Origin of the sequence: Saccharothrix longispora (genome assembly GCF_031455225.1) — a bacterium.
Classification (GTDB): domain Bacteria; phylum Actinomycetota; class Actinomycetes; order Mycobacteriales; family Pseudonocardiaceae; genus Actinosynnema; species Actinosynnema longispora.
This window is the reverse complement of record NZ_JAVDSG010000001.1, coordinates 2497457-2514620: the sequence shown is the minus strand read 5'-3', so window position 1 is coordinate 2514620 and position 17164 is coordinate 2497457. Positions and strand designations below refer to the sequence as shown.

The 17164-nt window shown below is 74.6% G+C and carries 12 protein-coding genes; 7 read left to right on the top strand and 5 right to left on the bottom strand.

What is annotated here, in order from left to right; genetic code table 11:
• Positions 1–105 precede the first annotated feature (105 nt).
• From J2S66_RS10080 to J2S66_RS37125, 4 genes are all read left to right on the top strand, one after another.
• On the top strand, positions 106–552 hold the full coding sequence (locus tag J2S66_RS10080; RefSeq protein WP_310306544.1) for a hypothetical protein: 447 nt from the start codon (positions 106–108) through the stop codon (positions 550–552).
• A 164-nt stretch (positions 553–716) separates the two neighbouring features.
• Positions 717–3968, top strand: coding sequence for a twin-arginine translocation signal domain-containing protein (locus J2S66_RS10075; RefSeq protein ID WP_310306542.1), 3252 nt, complete (start codon positions 717–719; stop codon positions 3966–3968).
• A gap of 2 nt (positions 3969–3970) precedes the next feature.
• Positions 3971–8029, top strand: a complete 4059-nt coding sequence (locus J2S66_RS10070) for a hypothetical protein (RefSeq protein WP_310306540.1) — start codon at positions 3971–3973, stop codon at positions 8027–8029.
• A gap of 35 nt (positions 8030–8064) precedes the next feature.
• Positions 8065–8202 carry a twin-arginine translocase TatA/TatE family subunit gene (locus tag J2S66_RS37125; RefSeq protein ID WP_374726073.1) on the top strand — a complete coding sequence of 46 codons (138 nt, stop codon included), beginning with the start codon at positions 8065–8067 and terminating at the stop codon, positions 8200–8202.
• Positions 8203–8338: 136 nt separating this feature from the next.
• Here J2S66_RS37125 and J2S66_RS10060 read toward each other — a convergent pair whose 3' ends face one another.
• From J2S66_RS10060 to J2S66_RS10050, 3 genes are all read right to left on the bottom strand, one after another.
• Positions 8339–8911, bottom strand: coding sequence for a hypothetical protein (locus tag J2S66_RS10060; protein WP_310306538.1), 573 nt, complete (start codon positions 8909–8911; stop codon positions 8339–8341).
• Positions 8912–8979: 68 nt separating this feature from the next.
• Positions 8980–10389 carry an aminotransferase-like domain-containing protein gene (locus J2S66_RS10055; protein ID WP_310306536.1) on the bottom strand — a complete coding sequence of 470 codons (1410 nt, stop codon included), beginning with the start codon at positions 10387–10389 and terminating at the stop codon, positions 8980–8982.
• The gene (locus J2S66_RS10050; protein ID WP_310306534.1) at positions 10368–10697 is read right to left on the bottom strand and encodes a hypothetical protein; all 330 of its coding nucleotides are present in this window, start codon (positions 10695–10697) and stop codon (positions 10368–10370) included. The genes J2S66_RS10055 and J2S66_RS10050 overlap by 22 nt, the downstream gene beginning before the upstream one ends.
• A 97-nt stretch (positions 10698–10794) precedes the next feature.
• On the opposite strand from J2S66_RS10050, the gene J2S66_RS10045 reads away from it, so the two are divergent.
• From J2S66_RS10045 to J2S66_RS10035, 3 genes are all read left to right on the top strand, one after another.
• On the top strand, positions 10795–11280 hold the full coding sequence (locus J2S66_RS10045; protein ID WP_310306532.1) for a TetR/AcrR family transcriptional regulator: 486 nt from the start codon (positions 10795–10797) through the stop codon (positions 11278–11280).
• Between the two features lie 102 nt (positions 11281–11382).
• A complete protein-coding gene (locus J2S66_RS10040; RefSeq protein ID WP_310306530.1) occupies positions 11383–11532 on the top strand; it encodes a hypothetical protein in 150 nt (49 codons plus the stop codon).
• Positions 11533–11873: 341 nt separating this feature from the next.
• Positions 11874–12131 carry a hypothetical protein gene (locus tag J2S66_RS10035; RefSeq protein WP_310306528.1) on the top strand — a complete coding sequence of 86 codons (258 nt, stop codon included), beginning with the start codon at positions 11874–11876 and terminating at the stop codon, positions 12129–12131.
• A gap of 127 nt (positions 12132–12258) precedes the next feature.
• Here J2S66_RS10035 and J2S66_RS10030 read toward each other — a convergent pair whose 3' ends face one another.
• Complete coding sequence (locus J2S66_RS10030; RefSeq protein WP_310306526.1) at positions 12259–12492, bottom strand: hypothetical protein; 234 nt, start codon at positions 12490–12492, stop codon at positions 12259–12261.
• An 83-nt stretch (positions 12493–12575) separates the two neighbouring features.
• Positions 12576–15350 (bottom strand): AAA family ATPase, encoded by a 2775-nt coding sequence (locus tag J2S66_RS10025; protein WP_310306523.1) that lies wholly within the window; start codon positions 15348–15350, stop codon positions 12576–12578.
• Positions 15351–17164 lie beyond the last annotated feature (1814 nt).

The window sequence follows — 17164 nt, the reverse complement described above, 5'->3', positions numbered from 1 at the left end:
CCCGGGTCGGAGTGGGCCGGTAGTGGCCCTCGGCCCCGCAGCGGGCGGGTGGTGTCCTCGACGTCCCGGCGCAGCACGCGCCGGAACGTCACGCAGGAGGAACCCATGCGCATGTCCCGTCTCACCCGGCTGGTCGTCGGCGCCGCGGTCGCCGCCGCCGCGCTCGTCGTGCCCGCGACCTCGGCCCAGGCCGCGCCGATGACGTGCTCGGCGTGGAGCTCGATCGACAGCATGTGGATGCCGTGGGTGCAGGCCATCGCGTGCCTGGAGTACAGCGGCACGTCCAAGCGCGCCCAGTACTGGGTGACCAACAGCCAGTCGTTCGGCGCGGTCACCATCAACAAGCTGGAGGTCGGCACCAGTGTCGAGGGCTGGCCGATCCAGTGCCTGAACGCGCCGATGAACCTCCAGCCGGGCAACACCCTGCACTGCGAGTCGCCCTGGGTGACCGACACCAACGCGTGGGCCGACTGGGCCTACGGCGACCTCAACTTCGTCAACACCATGACCCCGTACGCCGACTGGAGCATGAAGATCTCGCCCACCCTCTGAGCCGCCCCCGGCCGGCCCGGGCCGCTCCCCCGAGCCCCGAGCCCCGAGTCCCGTGCCCGCCCCCAGTGGTCCTGCGCAGGCCGCGCCGAAGTGGACCTGCCGGTCACCGGCGGGCGGGCACGACGCTCGACCAGCCCACCCCACCGGACTCGAGAGGACGAGCGATGAGCGAGAACGACCTGTCGCCGCAGGACGAGCCGAACCGGATCGTCAGCCGACGCCGGTTCCTGTACCTGACGGGCGCCGGCGGCCTGGTGCTCGCGGTCGTCCCGTCGGGCGGGCCACCCGGCGCGGAGCGGGACCTCGCCCTGGCCGCCAACGCCACCCGGACCCTGCACCTGCGCCGCCGCGAGGACTCGCTCAACCTGCGCGTGGACCTGTTCAACGCCGACGTGGTGCAGACGGCGGGCGGGGCGGAGCTGCGCAGGGTCACCGCCGGCAGCGCGTACCTGGTGGTGCACTTCCCGCCGCAGGCGGTGCTGGAGCGGCTGCTGACCGACCCGCTGCGGCTGGGCGACCTGCCGCTGCCCACCCGGGTGTCCGGCCCCAGCCGGCTGGCCTTCGACATCACCGCCGCGCTGCCGATGGCCGCCACGCTCGACGCGCTGCTGGGGTGGACCGGTTTCACGCCGCGCCTGGCGCCGACCGCGACCACCCAGACCACCTCGGCGCTGGTGGCCCCGACCGACACGCAGACCGCGCTGGAGCTGCCCTGGCGGGTCGTGCTGTCGCCGAACGAGAACGAGGGCTGGGACCACTCCACCACCCCGGTGACCCGCAACGGGTGGACCGAGCTGTGGCACACCCGCATGGGCGCCCGGACCGCGGGCGGCGAGGTCGACGACCACGCCGAGGGCCGCACGGTCCGGGCCGTCTGGCTCACCGACCCGCAGATGGCGACGTGGGCGCAGAACCCATCGTCCGTGCCCACCGGCAACACCGACGACGTCGACCACCTGCTCACCGCGAAGCAGCGGTTCTCGATCGTGCGGCTGTCGAGCGACCCGACCCTGCGCGCCGGACTCGACGCGTCGCTGCCCAAGCCGATCGACGTGGCCGAGCTGACGTTGAGCAGCCTGGGAGCCACCCTCGACGCCGACGCCAGGTGGAACTACCCGGCCAACGCCGCGCTGGACCTGCGCGGCTGGCAGCACCGCACCACCTGGGGCCGCGACCACTTCGTGCGCACCCAGAACGCGGGCTTCCTGTTCCCCTACGGCCACCGCGCCGCGCTGGTGCAGGTCGCCGAGCGGCAGGTCGCGCGCCGCCCCAACCCCGACGGCAGCCCCGGCCCCTGGTACGCCTACCTGCGCCGCACGGAGTACGTCGTGGTGCAGCAGCCGGTGCGCACCTACCAGGGCGACGGTGCGATGCCGCGCGCGGGGCGCAAACTGCCCTTCACCGCGGTCCGCGTGCTCACCCGCGCCACCCCGCCGCTGACCACCGACCGGATCGACTTCGCCAACCCCGGCGGCGCGGTGAACTCGTTCGTGCCGCGGGTCGCCGGCGCGCCGGGCACGCCGTTCGCCTTCCACCTGCGCGGCACCGACCACGACGGGCACGAGGTCGACTTCACCGCGCCGGTGGTGTTCGTGCCCGACGCCACGGCCGCCGGGTCGACCACCCTGCTGAACGCGATACAGACCGCCTACAACACCTCCACGAGCCCCGACGCGGTCGCCGTGCGCTCCGTCGACACCGGCGGCCGGCGGATCGCCCTGGCGTCGCGCGGCCCGAACCCGATGGGCAGCACCACGGCCAACGCCGACCGGCTCGTGCTCAACTCCGAGGCCGCCCTCGGGGACCGGGCGGCGCTGCTGGCTGCGGGCAAGGCCCCGTTCTACCCGCACCTGGAGCGGGCCGTGCTGCGGCTGCCCGAGGTCGCCGCGCTGACCGGCGGGTCGGTGGCCGCCACGGCGTTCGAGTACGCCTCGGTCTACCTGACCAACGGCATCGACCACGCGCTCAACCGCGGCGGGGTCTACCTGACCGTGCACCCGTCCGCGTCACCGCCCGCGCTGGACTTCTCCGCCGCCGCCACCGGCGGCGTCGCCACGCCCGGCGGCGCCATCCGCGGGCTTTCCGCGCCCAAGGGGCCGATCACCGCCGACCCGATCCAGGTGGCCAAGGAGCTCTACGACCCGGCGCAGATGTTCGGCGACGTGGACAAGGCGAAGGTCCTCGGCGGCATCCCGATCAAGGACCTGCTGCCCGTCTTCGACCCCAACACCACCAACCCGGACGCCGCGCCGACGCTGAACCACCGCTACCGGGAGGACATCTCCGCCAGCGAGTGGACGGTGATCTGGACCCCGAAGGTGGAGGCGGGCCCCAAGCAGCTGCCGGTGTTCGAGCCTCTGCCGCTGCCCACGAGCGAGCCGTCGGCCAGGACGCTCACCGTGCTCGCCGTCCACACCAGCCCGGACAAGGCCGGCGTCGACGCCTCCTACCGGGTGCACGGCGAGGTCCGCGACTTCGCCCTGCACCTGTTCGGCAAGCAGGGCAGGTGGCGGGTGATCTCGCTGGTGTTCGACAACCTGCGGTTCACCCAGGCCACCGGCGCCAAGACGACCGTGGACTGCCGGATTCGGGAGGTCAGCTTCCACAACGCCTTCAAGTTCGTCGAGGAACTGGCCGAGATGTGCTCGTTCCTGGGCGGAAAGGTGGACATCGCGGTCGGCAGCGGGGGCGTCCAGGCCGGGCTGCGGTTCGCGGTGCCCACCGTCGCGCTGGGCGTGTTCGAGCTCAAGGAACTGGTGGTGCACGCGGCCGTGGCGGTGCCGTTCGACGGCAGCGCCGTGCGGGTCACCTTCGACCTGAACACCCGCGACCGACCGTTCAACCTGCGCATCTCCTGGTTCACCGGCGGCGGTTACGCGGGCATCGCGCTGGGCGCCGACGGCCTGGAGCGGCTGGAGGTCGGCTTCACCTTCGGCGCGGCGCTCTCACTGGACGTCGGCGTCGCCAGCGGCGGGGTCGAGGCCGTCGGCGGCATCTGCTACGTGCTGGAACGGGTCAAGGTCGTCGAGAACGGCGCGGAGGTGGTGCGCCAGCAGGTCGGCCTGACCGCGTTCCTGCGGCTGCGCGGCAGCCTGCGGTTCCTCGGCCTGGTCAAGGTGTCGGTGGAGTTCTACCTGGGCCTGACCTACCAGGAGAAGGCCGACGGCAGTTCGGTGCTCGTCGGCGAGGCGAGCGTGACCGTCTCGATCGAGGTGTGGCTGTTCAGCGAGACCTTCACCGTCCGCACCCGCCGCGAGCTGGCCAAGACCGCCGCGCCCGCCGCCCGGGGCACGTCCGGCCGGGACCGCGCGGCCTTGGCCGCCGCGCCGGAGGTGCCGTCGCACCCGTTCGGCGCGGCCTTCACCCAGCAGGACTGGACCGAGTACTGCGCCGCGTTCGCACCCGTGGGGGCATGATCATGAGCAAGCAGACCATCACCTGGACCGTCCTGCCCAACGGGGTAACCCCGGCGCTGGACGTGGTCCGGTTCTCCGTGCACGTCGCGCCGCGACTGCTGCCCGACCCCGCGCCCGGCGTGCTGGCCGGGTTCCCGGACTGGACCGACTGGCCGGCGCGGGTCGCCGGGGCGACGTTCCGGCTGGAGTTCCCCGACGTCACCGACCCGGCCACCGGCGGACCGGTGCGCGCCGTCGCCCGGCGCGTGTCCACCCCGGAGAGCAGGCGTTGGACGGCGCTGTTCACCGGCACCTCGCCCGTCGACGGGCACGCGCTGACCAGGTTCGCCCGCCGGCGCATCCGCTCCTACCCGACCCGGCACGTGCGCGACTTCGTCAACCAGCGCTACGGCCGGTTCGGTGCCCGCTCGCCCGAGCGGGCACCGACGCTGGACGAGCTGACCGCGGCCGACGCGTTCGGGCCCGTCGGGTTCGAACTGGACAGCGACCGCGTCAAGCCCGGCTGGGAGCGCAAGCGGGTGCTGCGCGACCAACTGGAGGCCCTGCTGAACCCCGGCTCGCAGGACCCGGCCCAGTGGGCGGTGCCGTTCCGCCCCGGCGACGCCGGCACCGCCGACGGGATGGCCCTGACCTTCCTCCAGGCCGAGCGCTTCCACCGCAGGCGCGACGCCGTGGTCGGCGATCTGCCGCCGCTGCCCGCGCCCAAGCCGGACTTCCACCAGGTGGTCGCGATGACCCGCGAGCACAACCTGCTGCAACGGCTGCTCGGGCTGGTGCTGGACTTCGAGTCCACCGACCCGCTGGTGCTGAACCTGGTGCGCGGCAACGAGCGGATCACCCGCGTGCGCCTGGTCACCGACCTCGTGCCGAAGCTGGGCACCGCGGCCGCGGTGCACGTGCGGCCCACGATGCGCTGCCGGATCGGCAAGGGGGCAAGCGGGCACGTGTTCGGCGCGGTCCCGCTCGACGGCGACAGCGACCTGCGCGACGGCCTGCTGCGGGTCGGTGACACCGACCGGTTCGCGGTGGTGCAGGTGGACCCGGACAGCGCGGCGCTGGCCGTGCGCCAGTTCGCCGACACGGTGACCCGGCTGCGCGTCGAGCGCGGCGGCCAGGTCCGCAAGCGCAGCACGAGCACGCCGGACGAGCAGGCGCTGCCGGTGCTGCGCACCACCGGGTTCTCGGTGGGCAGGCTGTCGCGCGCGGCCCGGCTCGCCCGCAAGATCGAGCGGAACCGCGCGGTCAACGACTCGGCGTTCACCGCGGGCGGCGACAAGATCACCGACGAGATCGCGCTCGACGCCGACGACGTCGTCCGCGGCTACCGGTGGGACGTGCGCGACGAGACCGCCGGGCAATGGTTCTCCCTGATGTGGCGCGACGGCGCGTACGTGTTCGTGCGGTCCGGCAACGAGGAGGTGAAGGTGCTGGAGGAGACGGCGGCGCAGACCGCGCCGACGACCTCCGGCACCACCGGCGACGAGGACCTGTACCTGCAGGAGTCGCTGGTGCACTGGGGGGGCTGGAGCCTGGCCGCCGAGCGCCCCGGCAAGGCGCTGACCGAGGACAACGGCCTCGACGACGCCGAGGAGCCGCTTGACGCGAACTTCCCGCTCCGCACGCGCTTCGGCGCCCGCGCGCTGCCGCGGCTGCGGTTCGGCAGGCGGTACCGGATGCGGGCGCGGGCGGTGGACATCGCGGGCAATTCGCTGACCTCCGAGCAGGCCGACGCCGTCACCGACCCGGCGCTGAGCACCGCGGCGGAGACCTTCCGCCGGTTCGAGCCGGTGGCCGCCCCGGAGGTGCTGCTGCGCTCGTCGCCCGGCGAAGCCGAGTCGCTGGAGGTGGTGGCGCTGCGCGGCAACACCGGCAGCGACACCGCGGTGGGCGCCGCCGACCGGCACGTGCTGCCACCGCGCACCAGCGTGCAGGTCGCCGAGCAGCACGGCCTGCTCGACCAGGGCACCGCGGGCCGGCCGATGAACGCCGCCCGCTACGCCGAGCTGGTCGCCCGCGACGCCGCCGTGCTGGAGCAGGACACCTCGGCCCGCGCCCTACCCGCACCCGCGGACCGGCACTGGTACTACGACACCGACCAGCTCGCCGTGCCCTACCTGCCCGAGCCGCTGGCCAGGCGGATCCTGGTGCGCGGCCTGCCCGGCTCCACCACGTCCACCACGATCACCGCGGTCGACCAGACCACCTGGCCCGCCGCCAAGGGCTTCCGCATCCGGCTCCAGCAGGGCACGCCCGGCTGGACCTGGAGCGAGTCCACGCGCCTGCTGACCGTGCGGCTCATGCCCGGCGACAGCTACCGGCTCCAGCTCTCCGCCCAGTTCGACGCGGCCGACCTGGACCTGATGGCGCTGTGGCCGCTGATCCAGCAGGCCGCCGCCGAGTGGAACGCCGCCCACCCCACCGACCAGGTGGACATCCCCGCGGTGCGGCAGTCCGCCGTCGGCGGCAGGCACTGGATGTTCACGCCCGCCCGCACGGTCACGCTGGTGCACGCGGTGCGCACGCCGCTGGCGGCCCCCGACCTGAGCGGGGTCGCGGTCACCCGGCCCACCGAGGGCCGGGTCGGCTCCACCCACGCGCTGGTGGGGTCGAGCATGCAGATCAGCCGCAAGAGCACCGGCAGCGTCGAGTTCACCGCCCGGTGGCTGATGCCGGTCGACGACGGCGGCCCCGACCCGGTGACGCCGCGCGAGTTCCGCGCCGCCCCGTTCACCGTGCGGGTGGAGCCCGTGCACGGTCCGGCGCCCGCCACCGAGGCCATGGCGTTCCAGGGGCGGCACGAGTTCGGCGACACCCGGTACCGCCGGGTGCGGTACGAGGCGCGGGCGGTCACCCGCTTCAGCGAGTTCTTCCGGGAGCACCGGGAGGTCGCCTTCAGCGGCGACCGGCACAGCCTCGGCGTGCCGGTCGACCCCGCCCACCTGACCCTGGTGGACCGGGCCACCCGGCTGGAGTACCAGCCCGCACCGCCCGGTGCCACCGCGGCGGACGCCACCACCGGCGACTACGTGGTGACCGACGCGACCACCGGCACGTTCGAGCGCACCGCGCGCGGGCGGCTCACCTCGCCGCGCACCCTGGAGGTGGCGTTCGTCCGGCCGACCACGCGCAGCGCGGCTGCGGTCGTCGAGGAGGACGTCCGCAGCACGGCCCGGCCCGCGGCGCCGAAGGTCCGCCAGGTGGTGCCGATCTTCCGGTGGGAGAACCCCGCGCCGGGGCGGAGCGCGCGGCGCGGCGGCGGGCTGCGGGTGTACCTGGACCGGCCGTGGTGGTCCAGCGGCGACGGCGAGAAGCTGGCCGTGCTGCTGTGGCCGGACCCGGCCACCGACGTGCCGCAGCACCTGCGCGGCGCGGTGACGACGTGGGGCAACGACCCGGCGCAGCACGGCGCCTCGGTGGCCGACGACGTGCTCCAGGACTCGTTCCCGCTGGCCACCCACTTCGGCACGGGCATGACAGTGCCCGAGTTCCCGGGCACCGAGCTGAAGCTGGCCGCGCACGACGTGGCCTACGACGCCGGGCGCGGCCTGTGGTACTGCGACATCCGCGTCACCCGGCAGGGCGAGACGCCGCTGGAGGGCTACTTCCCGTTCGTGCGGCTGGCGCTGGCCCGGTTCCAGCCCATGTCGGTGGCGGGCTGCCACCTGTCCTCGGTGGTCACCGCCGACTTCGCGCAGCTCGCGCCGGACCGTTCGGTGGTGGTGACCGGCAGCGGCGCCACCCGCGCCGTGCAGGTGAGCGGACCGGGTGCGACGGTCACCCAGTCGGGTCGGCTCAACGAGGTCTGGGTGAGCGTCGAACGGGAGCTGGCCGGTGTGACCGACCCGGTGCTGCGCTGGCAGCCGGCCGGCGCCGGGTTCGCGACCACGATGAGCACCCCGGTCACCAGCGGGGGCGTGCTGACCTGGTCGGGCACGGTGTCGCTGCCCACCTGGACCGGTGCGCTGCGGCTGGTCGTCGAGGAGTTCGAGGTGCACCGGGACGGCAGCGGCGGCCTCGCGGCCACCCGCTTGGTGCACACCGACACCGTGCCGCTGTCGTGAGAGTCGTGTCGGGATGACCGTGAGAGGAGCGCGCCGTGCCGCTGGGGACGATGGAGGTCCTGCTGATCCTGCTGGTGCTCGTGCTGCTGTTCGGCGCGAGCAGGCTGCCGAAGCTGGCGCGGTCCCTCTCGGACGCGCGCCGCGAGCTGCGCCGGGGTGACCCGGAGGGGTGAGCGAGGACGAGACGAGGCCGGTGCCCGCCGGGCACCGGCCTCGTCTCCTGCGCCACCCGGTCTCGTGCCACCCGGACCGCCGCTCACGCGCGGCGGCTCGCCGGTGGCCCACCAGGGGTGGGCCACCGGCGACGGCTCACCAGGGGCTGCCGCCACCTTCGCCGCCGCCGTCGTCCTCGCGACCGGCGGCGATCACGTCGGTGCCCCAGGGGCTGCCGCCGCCCACGCCACCCCCGCGAGTGGGGACGGCGTCGGTTCCCCAGGGGCTGCCACCGCCCTCACCGTCGTCGTCGCGAGCCGCGACCGCGTCGGTGCTCCAAGGGCTGCCACCACCCTCACCGGAGCCCCCGCCACTGCCGCTGCCGTACGTGCACCACGAGATGCCCGCAATGCCGTTCTGGTTGTAGTTGTTGACGTTGCGCGAGTCCACGTAGCCCCACAGGCCGCCCGAGGCGGTGGCGTTGGGCACCCAGGCCCACAGGTAGAGCTGGGTGCCCCAGACCCCGCCGGGACCGTGCGTCTGGCAGGACACGTAGATGTCCTCCCAGGACGACTCGCCCATGGTGGTGTGCCACTGGTCGTAGACGGCGGTGTAGGAACCGTAGGCCGTCATCCACGCGGCCGCGGCCGATGCCTCGCCCGCCGTGACGGCGGGTGCGACGGTGGCCAGCGTCAGCGCGGCGCCGGCGACCCCCTTGCGGATGTTCATCGACTTTCCCTCCCCTTGTCGTTGTGCGTGCACCGCGCGGATCGCGCGGGAATCCCCGGGCCTGCGCTTCACAGGCCGATCGCCCGGTCGGCGGCGGTGTGCTCGGCGCTCAGCACGGCGATCAGCTCGTCCAGCGCCGTGCGCAGCGCCCGCTCGGGCAGGTGGCCGTGCCCGAGCACCAGCCCGTTGCCCGCCGGTCGCCCGGGCAGGTGGTAGGAGGCGAGCGTGGGCACCACCACGCCGCGCCCGAGCAGTTCCACGCGCACCCGCTCGGCGTCGAGCCGGTCGGGCAGGTGCGCCACGACCACGCCGGGCGCGCCCGCCGGCGCCGGGCGGACCGCGGGCGCCAGGGACGTGAGCGCGGCGCGCACCAGCGCGTCCTTGCGCTCGAACAGGCGCCCGAGCTGGTGCACGCGGCGCACGACGTGCCCGCCGTCCAGCAGGTGCGCCATGGCCGACTGGGCCACGTGGGACGGCTGCTCGTCGTCCCGGCGCGGCGCCCGGTCGAGGTTGCCGAGCAGGTCGCGGTGCAGCAGCGCGTAGCCGACGCGCAGCGACGGCGCGAACAGGGCGCGGAAGTCCCCCACCAGCGCGGTGCGCGGGCCGGCCAGGTGCAGCAGCCGGGGCAGCGGCGCGGCGCGCGGCGCGACGTGGTCGCCCACCACCTCCACCAGCAGCTGGCCGTCCTCGCGACGGGCCCAGTCGGCCAGCTGCTGGCGGCGCAGCGCCGACACCACCGCGCCGTGCGGCGCCACCCCGTCCGGTGAGACGACCACCGCCGCGCAGGCGGGCGGCACCGTCCCGGTCCAGGAGCCGTCGCGGTCCACCGGCAGCGCCACGACCGGGTGGCCGCCGTCGCCGACCACCTGCCGCAGCACCGGCGGGGCCGGGTCCTGGACGGCGACGCGCCCGCCGGGGCGGCCCAGCGCGTCCAGTGCCAGCCGCAGCCCGTGCGGCAACCCCGCAGTGATCAACACCTGGTGCTCGCCGCACACCAGGCCGCGGGTGCGCCGCAGGTGCCCGGCCACGGCCCGGCGCAGCTCCGGCAGGCCGCCGCGGGGCAGGTCGCTCACGGGCGGCGGCTGAAAGCTGGCGTGCCGCCACGCCGCGCGCCACGCGGCCAGCGGGAAGCCCTCCCCAGTCGCCTGGCCCGGCGTGCAGTCCACGCGGTCGGCGCCGGCGGCCGGTGGCGCGCAGGGCGTGGGCAGACCCGCCGGGCGGCGGGCGACGTAGCTGCCCGAGCCGTGCCGCCCCTCCAGGTAGCCGCGGGCGTAGAGGATCTCGTAAGCGGCCAGCGCCACCCCACGCGAGACGTGGAGGCGCTCGGCCAGCGTCCGCGTCGAGGGCAGCCGGCAGCCGTGGTCGAGCAGACCGCGGTCCACCGCGGCCGCCAACTGCTCCGCCAACTGCTCCTGCAGCGGGCGACGCCCGGTGCGGTCCAGCTCGATCGGGACGGTCAGGCTCTCCGAACTGCGCATCTCTCCCCCTGCTGTGGCAGTACCGCCCCCGTCGGCGCGAGCGGCACCCGGTTGACCTCGACGATCCGCTCGAAGGGCACCCCCGCCCCGCGAAAGGCGGTCTCCAGCTCGCCCGGCGCGTTCCCGGTGAGCAGGCAGAAGTAGCTGTCATCGCCCGGTATCGCCAGGCAGCACGCCAGCTCGACCGCCCCCAACCCCGCGACGAGCACGCCGCGCACCGCGCCGGCCACCTCGTCGGGATCCGCGCCGGGCAGGTAGCACTCCACCAGGAACAGCCGGGCCGCCCACTGTTCCGCCGTCTCCGTCATGCCGCCAAGCCTGCGGCCCTGGCACCCCCCGACGAATCGGGGAACGACCCCACAGTTGCCCCGTCAGGGCCGCCGGGCACACGTGCACGCTGTAAACATGACGACAGGCACGGCGGCGCGCATCGCCGCGGCGGCACTGGCGATCCTGGAGAGCGAGGGCGCCGAAGCCGTCACGATGCGGCGCGTGGCGGCGGCGGTCGGGGTCAGCGACGTGCCGGACCCCCGGGACTTCCGCAGCCGGTTCGACCGGCTCGCCGACCACTTCCTCGACTTCGCGCTGGGCAGGCCGAACCTCTACCTGTTCCTGGTCGCCGAGCGGCGGTCGAACGCGCTGCGGTTCCCGGACGGGTTCCGCGACGGCGGCTCGCCCGCGTTCGCGCTGGCGCTGGCGGCCGTCGAGGACGCGATGCGCGACGGCGTGCTGAAGCGGGACGACCTGATGGAGGTCGTCCTTGCCCTGACCATGCCCGTCGTCGTCCTGGTGCAGCGGTACCTCGGCGGACGCGTCGCCCTGCCGGAACCGGGGTTCCGCGCCCTGTGCAAGCGGACGACCAGGAGGATCCTCGATGGGCTCGAAGCGTGAACCACCCCTGTTAGCAGTGGCCGCGGCCGCGTCCGCGGTCCTGTTCCACCTCGGCACGGGTCTGGCCCGATCCCGGCGCTGACCTGGCTCGCACCGCTGCCGGTGCTGCTGGCCACCACGCGCACCACCGCCGCACCCGCCGTCGCCACGGCCTTCCTGGCGCGGCTCCTCGGCACGGCGAACAGCCGGCCGTGGCAACTGCGCTCGCACGACCTGCCGATGTGGCCGTCCGGGGCCGTGGTCAACGCCTGACTGGCGCTGCTGTTCGCGCTGGCCGTGTGGGTGTTCCACCGGCAACTCGCACGGGACCGCCTGCTGGTGGCGGCGCTCGCCGGCCCCGTCACCTGGACCGGGCTGCTGTACGTGGTCGGCGTCGCCAGTCCGATGGGCCTGGCCAGCACCTCCGCCAACGACGTCGCCGACTGGCCGGTGGTCCTGCAGACCGCGGCGCTGACCGGCATGTGGGGCGTGGAGTTCCTGGTGCTGCTGGTCCCCTTCGCCGTCGTCGCCGCGGTGGCCCGCGCCAGTGCCCGCACCGGGCTCGTCGCCGCCGTCGTGGTCGCCGTCGCGCTGGGCGGCGGCACGCAGCGGGTGTGGGCGCCGACCTGGACACGCCACCCGGGCGGGCGCTCCTCGACGGCTACCTGCGCCAGGTCGACCGGCTGCCCGAGGGGGTGCGCGCCGTCGTGCTGCCCGAGCAGCCGTTCCGCTCCCGGAACCGGGTGCCGGCGGCGGCCGACGCGCTGCGCCGGACCGCCGCGTCCCGCGACCTCGACATCGTGGTCGGCACGGCCTACGCGGACGGCGATACCAAGGAGAAACGCCCTCGTCCTCCCCGCGGGCGGCGGTGAGCCCCTGGTGTACTTCAAGCACCACGACCCGGTGAACAAGCTCGGCACCGAACTGGTCCGCGTCCCGGGCACCGGCGCGGACGTGGAGAATCTGCCTGGACCTGAACCTGCCCACCCCCGCCCGGGACTACGCCGCGCCCGGCGCCCGGCTGCTGCTCGTGCCCGCCTCCGACGAGACCGACAACGGGTGGCAGCACAGCAGGGTGGCGCTGCTGCGCGGGGTCGAGCACGGGATGCCGGTCGTGTGGTCGGCCCGCATCGGGGCGCTGATGATCTCCGGCGGCCGCAGCCGCGTGCTCGCCGACGCGCGCACCGGCGGACCGGACGGCGCGTTCACCGCGGTGGTCGCCGACGTGCGCACCGGCCCGGGCCCCACACCCGGCTCGGCGACTGGTTCGCGTGGCTGTGCCTCACCTGCGGCCTGGTCGCCCTCGGCACGACCGGTCACTCCCGCAGGAACTCCAGCCGGGCCAGCTCGCGGCGGCTGCGCACGCCGGTCTTGCGGTAGATCCGGCTCAGGTGCGCCTCGACGGTCTTGGTCGACACGTACGCGGCCGCGGCGACCTCGCGGTTGCTCAGGCCGGCCGCCACCAGCCGGGCGATGTGCAGCTCGGTCGTGGTCAGGTCGTGCTCGTCGCCGCGGCGCAGGCCCAGCCGGCCCAGCTCGGTGTCGACCCGCGCCGACCAGTGGCGCGCGCCCAGCCCGTCGAAGACCCGCTTGGCGGCCAGCAGCACCTCCCGAGCGGCCAGCTTCTCCTTGCGCCGCCGCAGCACCCGGCCTCGCACCAGGTCGGTGCGGGCCTGCTCGAACGGCATCGGCAGCGGCGTGGGGACCGCCAGCGCCGCGCGCGCGCCGTCCAGGTCGCCGCGCGCCATCAGCACCAGCGCCGCCGACCGGGCCGCGACGGCGGCCGGCCACGGGCGCGACGCGCGGTCGCACCGGTCCAGCAGGTCGGCCAGCAGCGCCTCCGCCTCGTCGACCAGGCCCAGCTCGGCGGCGACCTCCACCAGGTCGCCGTAGAGGGAGCTAATCGGGAAGTCCACCAGGCCGACGGTCGCGCACACCTCCAGCGCCGCGGTCAAGTGCGCCCGCGCCGCGCCCAGCTCGTGCCGGGACAGCTCGACGAACCCCAGCAGGCCCAGCAGGTGCACGGTCACCCACGAGTCGTCCAGCTCGGTGGCGATGCGCAGGCCCTCCTGGGCGTCCCGCAGCGCGGCGTCGTCGTCGCCGAGGTGGGCGTGCGCCAGCCCCCGGGAGTAGAGGGCGTAGGCGATCCACGGCCGCTGCCCGGCCTGCTCGGCGGCGTCGACCGCCTCCGCCGCCTCCCGGCCGGCCAGGTCCCAGTCGCCCAGCCACACGTCCAGCTCGGCCAGGTGGACCAGCTCGTGCACCGCGACCGCCTCGTCACCGCAGTCCAGCGAGGCGCGGCGCGCCTGCGCGAACATCTCCCGGCCGCGCACCGGGTCGGTGTACTTGGTGAGCACCCGCAGCAGGCTGCGGGTCATCCGGGCGTCGCGGGACTGGTCGGTCGGTGACACCAGCGCCGCGGCCCGGCACAGGTCGTCGGTGGCCAGCCCTTCGCCGGACAGCAGCCGGTAGTAGGCGCTGCTGACCAGGATGCACGCCACCAGGTCGGCTGGCGCCGCGTCCTCGTGACCGGTGATCGCGGCCAGCGCCTGCCGGGTGTTGCGATACCGCAGGGCGGTGTCGTTCTGGCAGAACCACGACCGGCGCAGGTAGGCCGTCGCGGTCAGCACCGGGTCGTCGCCTGCGCGGGCCAGCGCCTCGTCGCCGAGCACGGTGGCCTCGCCCGGCCCGTCACCGTAGAACACCACCACGGCGAGCTCCAGCAGCGCGGCCACCTTCTCCGGGCCGTCGGGCAGACCGGCCACGGCCGCCTCGAACAGGTCGCGGGCGCGCTTGGCGTCACCGGCGAAGAACAGGCACTGCGCGGCCGACGCCAGCAGTGCCGCGCCGCGGGCCGGGTCCGCGGCGTGCCCGGCGGCCAGCTCCCACAGCCGGGCCGCGGTCTCGGGCGCACCGCGCTGCCGGGCGGTCAGCGCGGCCCCTTCCAGCGCCTCGGCCACCCCGTCGTCCGGGGCGCCCGACCCGAAGGCCAGGTGCAGCGCCCGGGTCTCCGGGTCAGCCACCACGTCGGCCAGCCGCCGGTGCGCCCGCCGCCTGCGGCCCGCCGGGGCGGCGGAGTAAGCGGTCGAGCGCAGCAGCGGGTGGGTGAAGCGGATGGCGCCGGCGACCACCTCGACCACGCCCAGGTCCTCGGCGTCGGCCAGCGCGTCCTCGGCCTCGTCCGGGTCGGGCATGGCCCGCCGCACCAGGTCCACGGTCGGTTGCGCCAGCGCCGCCGCGTACAGCAGCGCCTCGCGGGCGGCCGCCGGCAGCGCGACCACCCGGTCGGCCAGCAGCTCGTCGAACGCCCGCGACGTGGGCAGCGGCAGACCGGGCGCGGCGGCGGCGCCGTCGCGGGCCAGCGCCCGGGCCAGTTCCAGGGCGTAGAACGGGTTGCCGCCCGAGGTGCGCTCCAACCGGATCAGCGTCGGCCGGGGCAGCGGCGCGCCGAACGCGGAGCGGACCAGCCGGTGCAGGGCGCCGATGCTCAGCCCGGTCAGCCGCAGGCGCGCCAAGTCGTCCTGCCCGGCCAGGCCCAGCGGCGGCAGCTCGTCCTCGTCGGCGGAGCGCACCGCCACCACGACCGCCACGCGCTCGTCGGTGAGCCGGCGCAGCACGTACTCCAGCACCCGCGCGCTGGCCTCGTCCAGCCACTGCGCGTCGTCGACCGCCAGCACGACCGGCGTGCGCGCGGCCAGCGCCCGCAGGACGTTCAACGCGGCCAGGCACACCGCGCGCGGATCACCCGCCCCGCCCTCCGCCCCGTCGTCGGCCCGGCGGCGCAGCAACGCCACCTCCAGCGCGGCCCGCTGCGGCTCGGGCAGGCCGGCCAGGACGTCGTCGGGGACGCGGTCGAGCAGGTCGACCAGACCGCCGAAGGCCAGCCGGGCCTCGTTCTCCACCGGGCGGCACGACAGCACCGCGAACCTGCGGTCGGCGGCGTCGCGCAGCACCCGCTCCCACACCGCGCTCTTGCCGATGCCCGCCTCGCCCGACAGCACCAGCCGGGCGGTGCGCCGCTCCGCCCGGACCAGCACGTCAGCGGCCGCGGCGAGCTCGATCTCGCGACCGACCAGGTCCGAACCGGCCACACTCCCACCCCCGTCGAGGTGCAGACGGTAGCCCGCCCCCACCTCGGCGAGGAATGATTTTCGCCGGTCCTTTCGGAATATTCCATTCCCTACGGCGGACGCGCGGGCACGCGGGCACCGATGCGGCGCAACGACCGGTGGTCCGGACGGGCGCGCGGCCCGAACGATCAGCGGTTCCCGCCCGTCACCCGGCGATACGCTCGTCACCTGCTGTTTCTCCGGGGGAGGCGCACGTGCGGGTTCTGCGGAAGTTGTCCGGCGCACTACTCGCGGTGGCGTTCACCGGCACGCTGATGACCGCGACGAGCGGAACCGCCCACGCGTACTGGATCTACCACTACGCGGGCGCGTTCGCCTCGGACGCGGCGTGCGAGGCGAACCACCAGGACTTCATCGAGCAGGAGACCCAGGCGGGTCAGATGTTCGTGGCGTACCCCTGCGCCTACCGCCGGCCTCGACGCGGTGGTGGCGGGCGACGGCCGCCCACGACGTGTTGCCGATCGCGACCACGCCGTAGACCGCGAAGACGATCTCCGCCGGAACGCCGCCAGCGCCACGTGGCGCCGGCGGTCAGCATCGCCCACAGCGGCATGCCCCAGCGGGCCATGGCGATCGCGCCGATCGGGGGCAGCCGCGAGCGCCGCGAGCAGCCGCGGCAGCTTCCCGTGCACCTCGTCCCGCGCGGACGCGCGCCGGGTCGGTGCCGCGGAGGTCTTCTCCGTGCGGGAAGTCCCGTGCCGCCATGATGGTCCGAGCCGGCCGATCAGCACACCTCGCCAGGCCGTCCGGCCGTCCGACGGACGTTTCGGACGGCGAATCGCAGCGGAATACCCGCAGCTCATCGGCCGCGTACCGGCCGGGACGAACTTCTCTGCGGCCGCTTCTCCGGACCCGGCGACCACCGCCCGCCGGGCCACCGTTGCCCCCTCAGGGATACGTGTCCAAAGGGCGCGCACCCCCTCGACGCCCGGATGCCTAGGCCCGGACGCGAGCGCGAGGCCGGGAACCCGGTCAGGAGTTGCGCAGGAACCGGTCGAGCACCTGCACGCCGAACTTCAGCACCGCGTCCGGTGTACCCGCCCGTTGTCGGTGGCCTCGGAGCTGCCGTGACAGCTGCGGCCGTCGAGGGTGTTCGCCTGCGAACAGGTGGTCATCGCCGCGATAATGGAGCCCTATGACCAGGTCTGCGGCGATGGCTACGACTACGCCGCGGACGAGGGCCGTGCCTACTGGCGCTCTTCGACGCGATGGGCCACAACCTGCACGCCGCCTGGTCACCGTGATCACCTCGATCGCCCTGGCTGCCACCCGCAACGCCCGCCGCGCGCCCGATCGACACCAGTGAACTTCACCACTTCAACGCCGGACACCCGCTGCGGTACTGCGCGACGGACAGGTGGCGCGGCTGCTCGACACGTCCGACACACCCCGCTGGGCCGCGTACACGAGTTCGGTAAGCGGCGTGGCGAACTTGCCGTCGGCAGTGCCGTCGAGGGTGCACCAGCGTGCGGACGAGTGGTTCTACGCTGGCCAAGGAACGTTGATGTCGTTCAAGACGAGTTGTCCGCCGCCAGCAGACGGTGACGTTTCGCCATTCCATCCCAAGCCGCACTTTTGCGGTGTACGGTCACGTAAGCACGGTGAGTGACCACCTCCTGTCTGTGCGGAGTCCTACCTGGTAGGAGGCTTGACGGAGGAGGCATCGTCGTGCCCATGTAACCGGGTCGGCGCTGTAGGGCGCCGGCTGCACAACCGCCCGGGGGGCCAGAAACATGGCGAGAAGCGATGGCGAGTACAGGACGACAAGGGCGGCG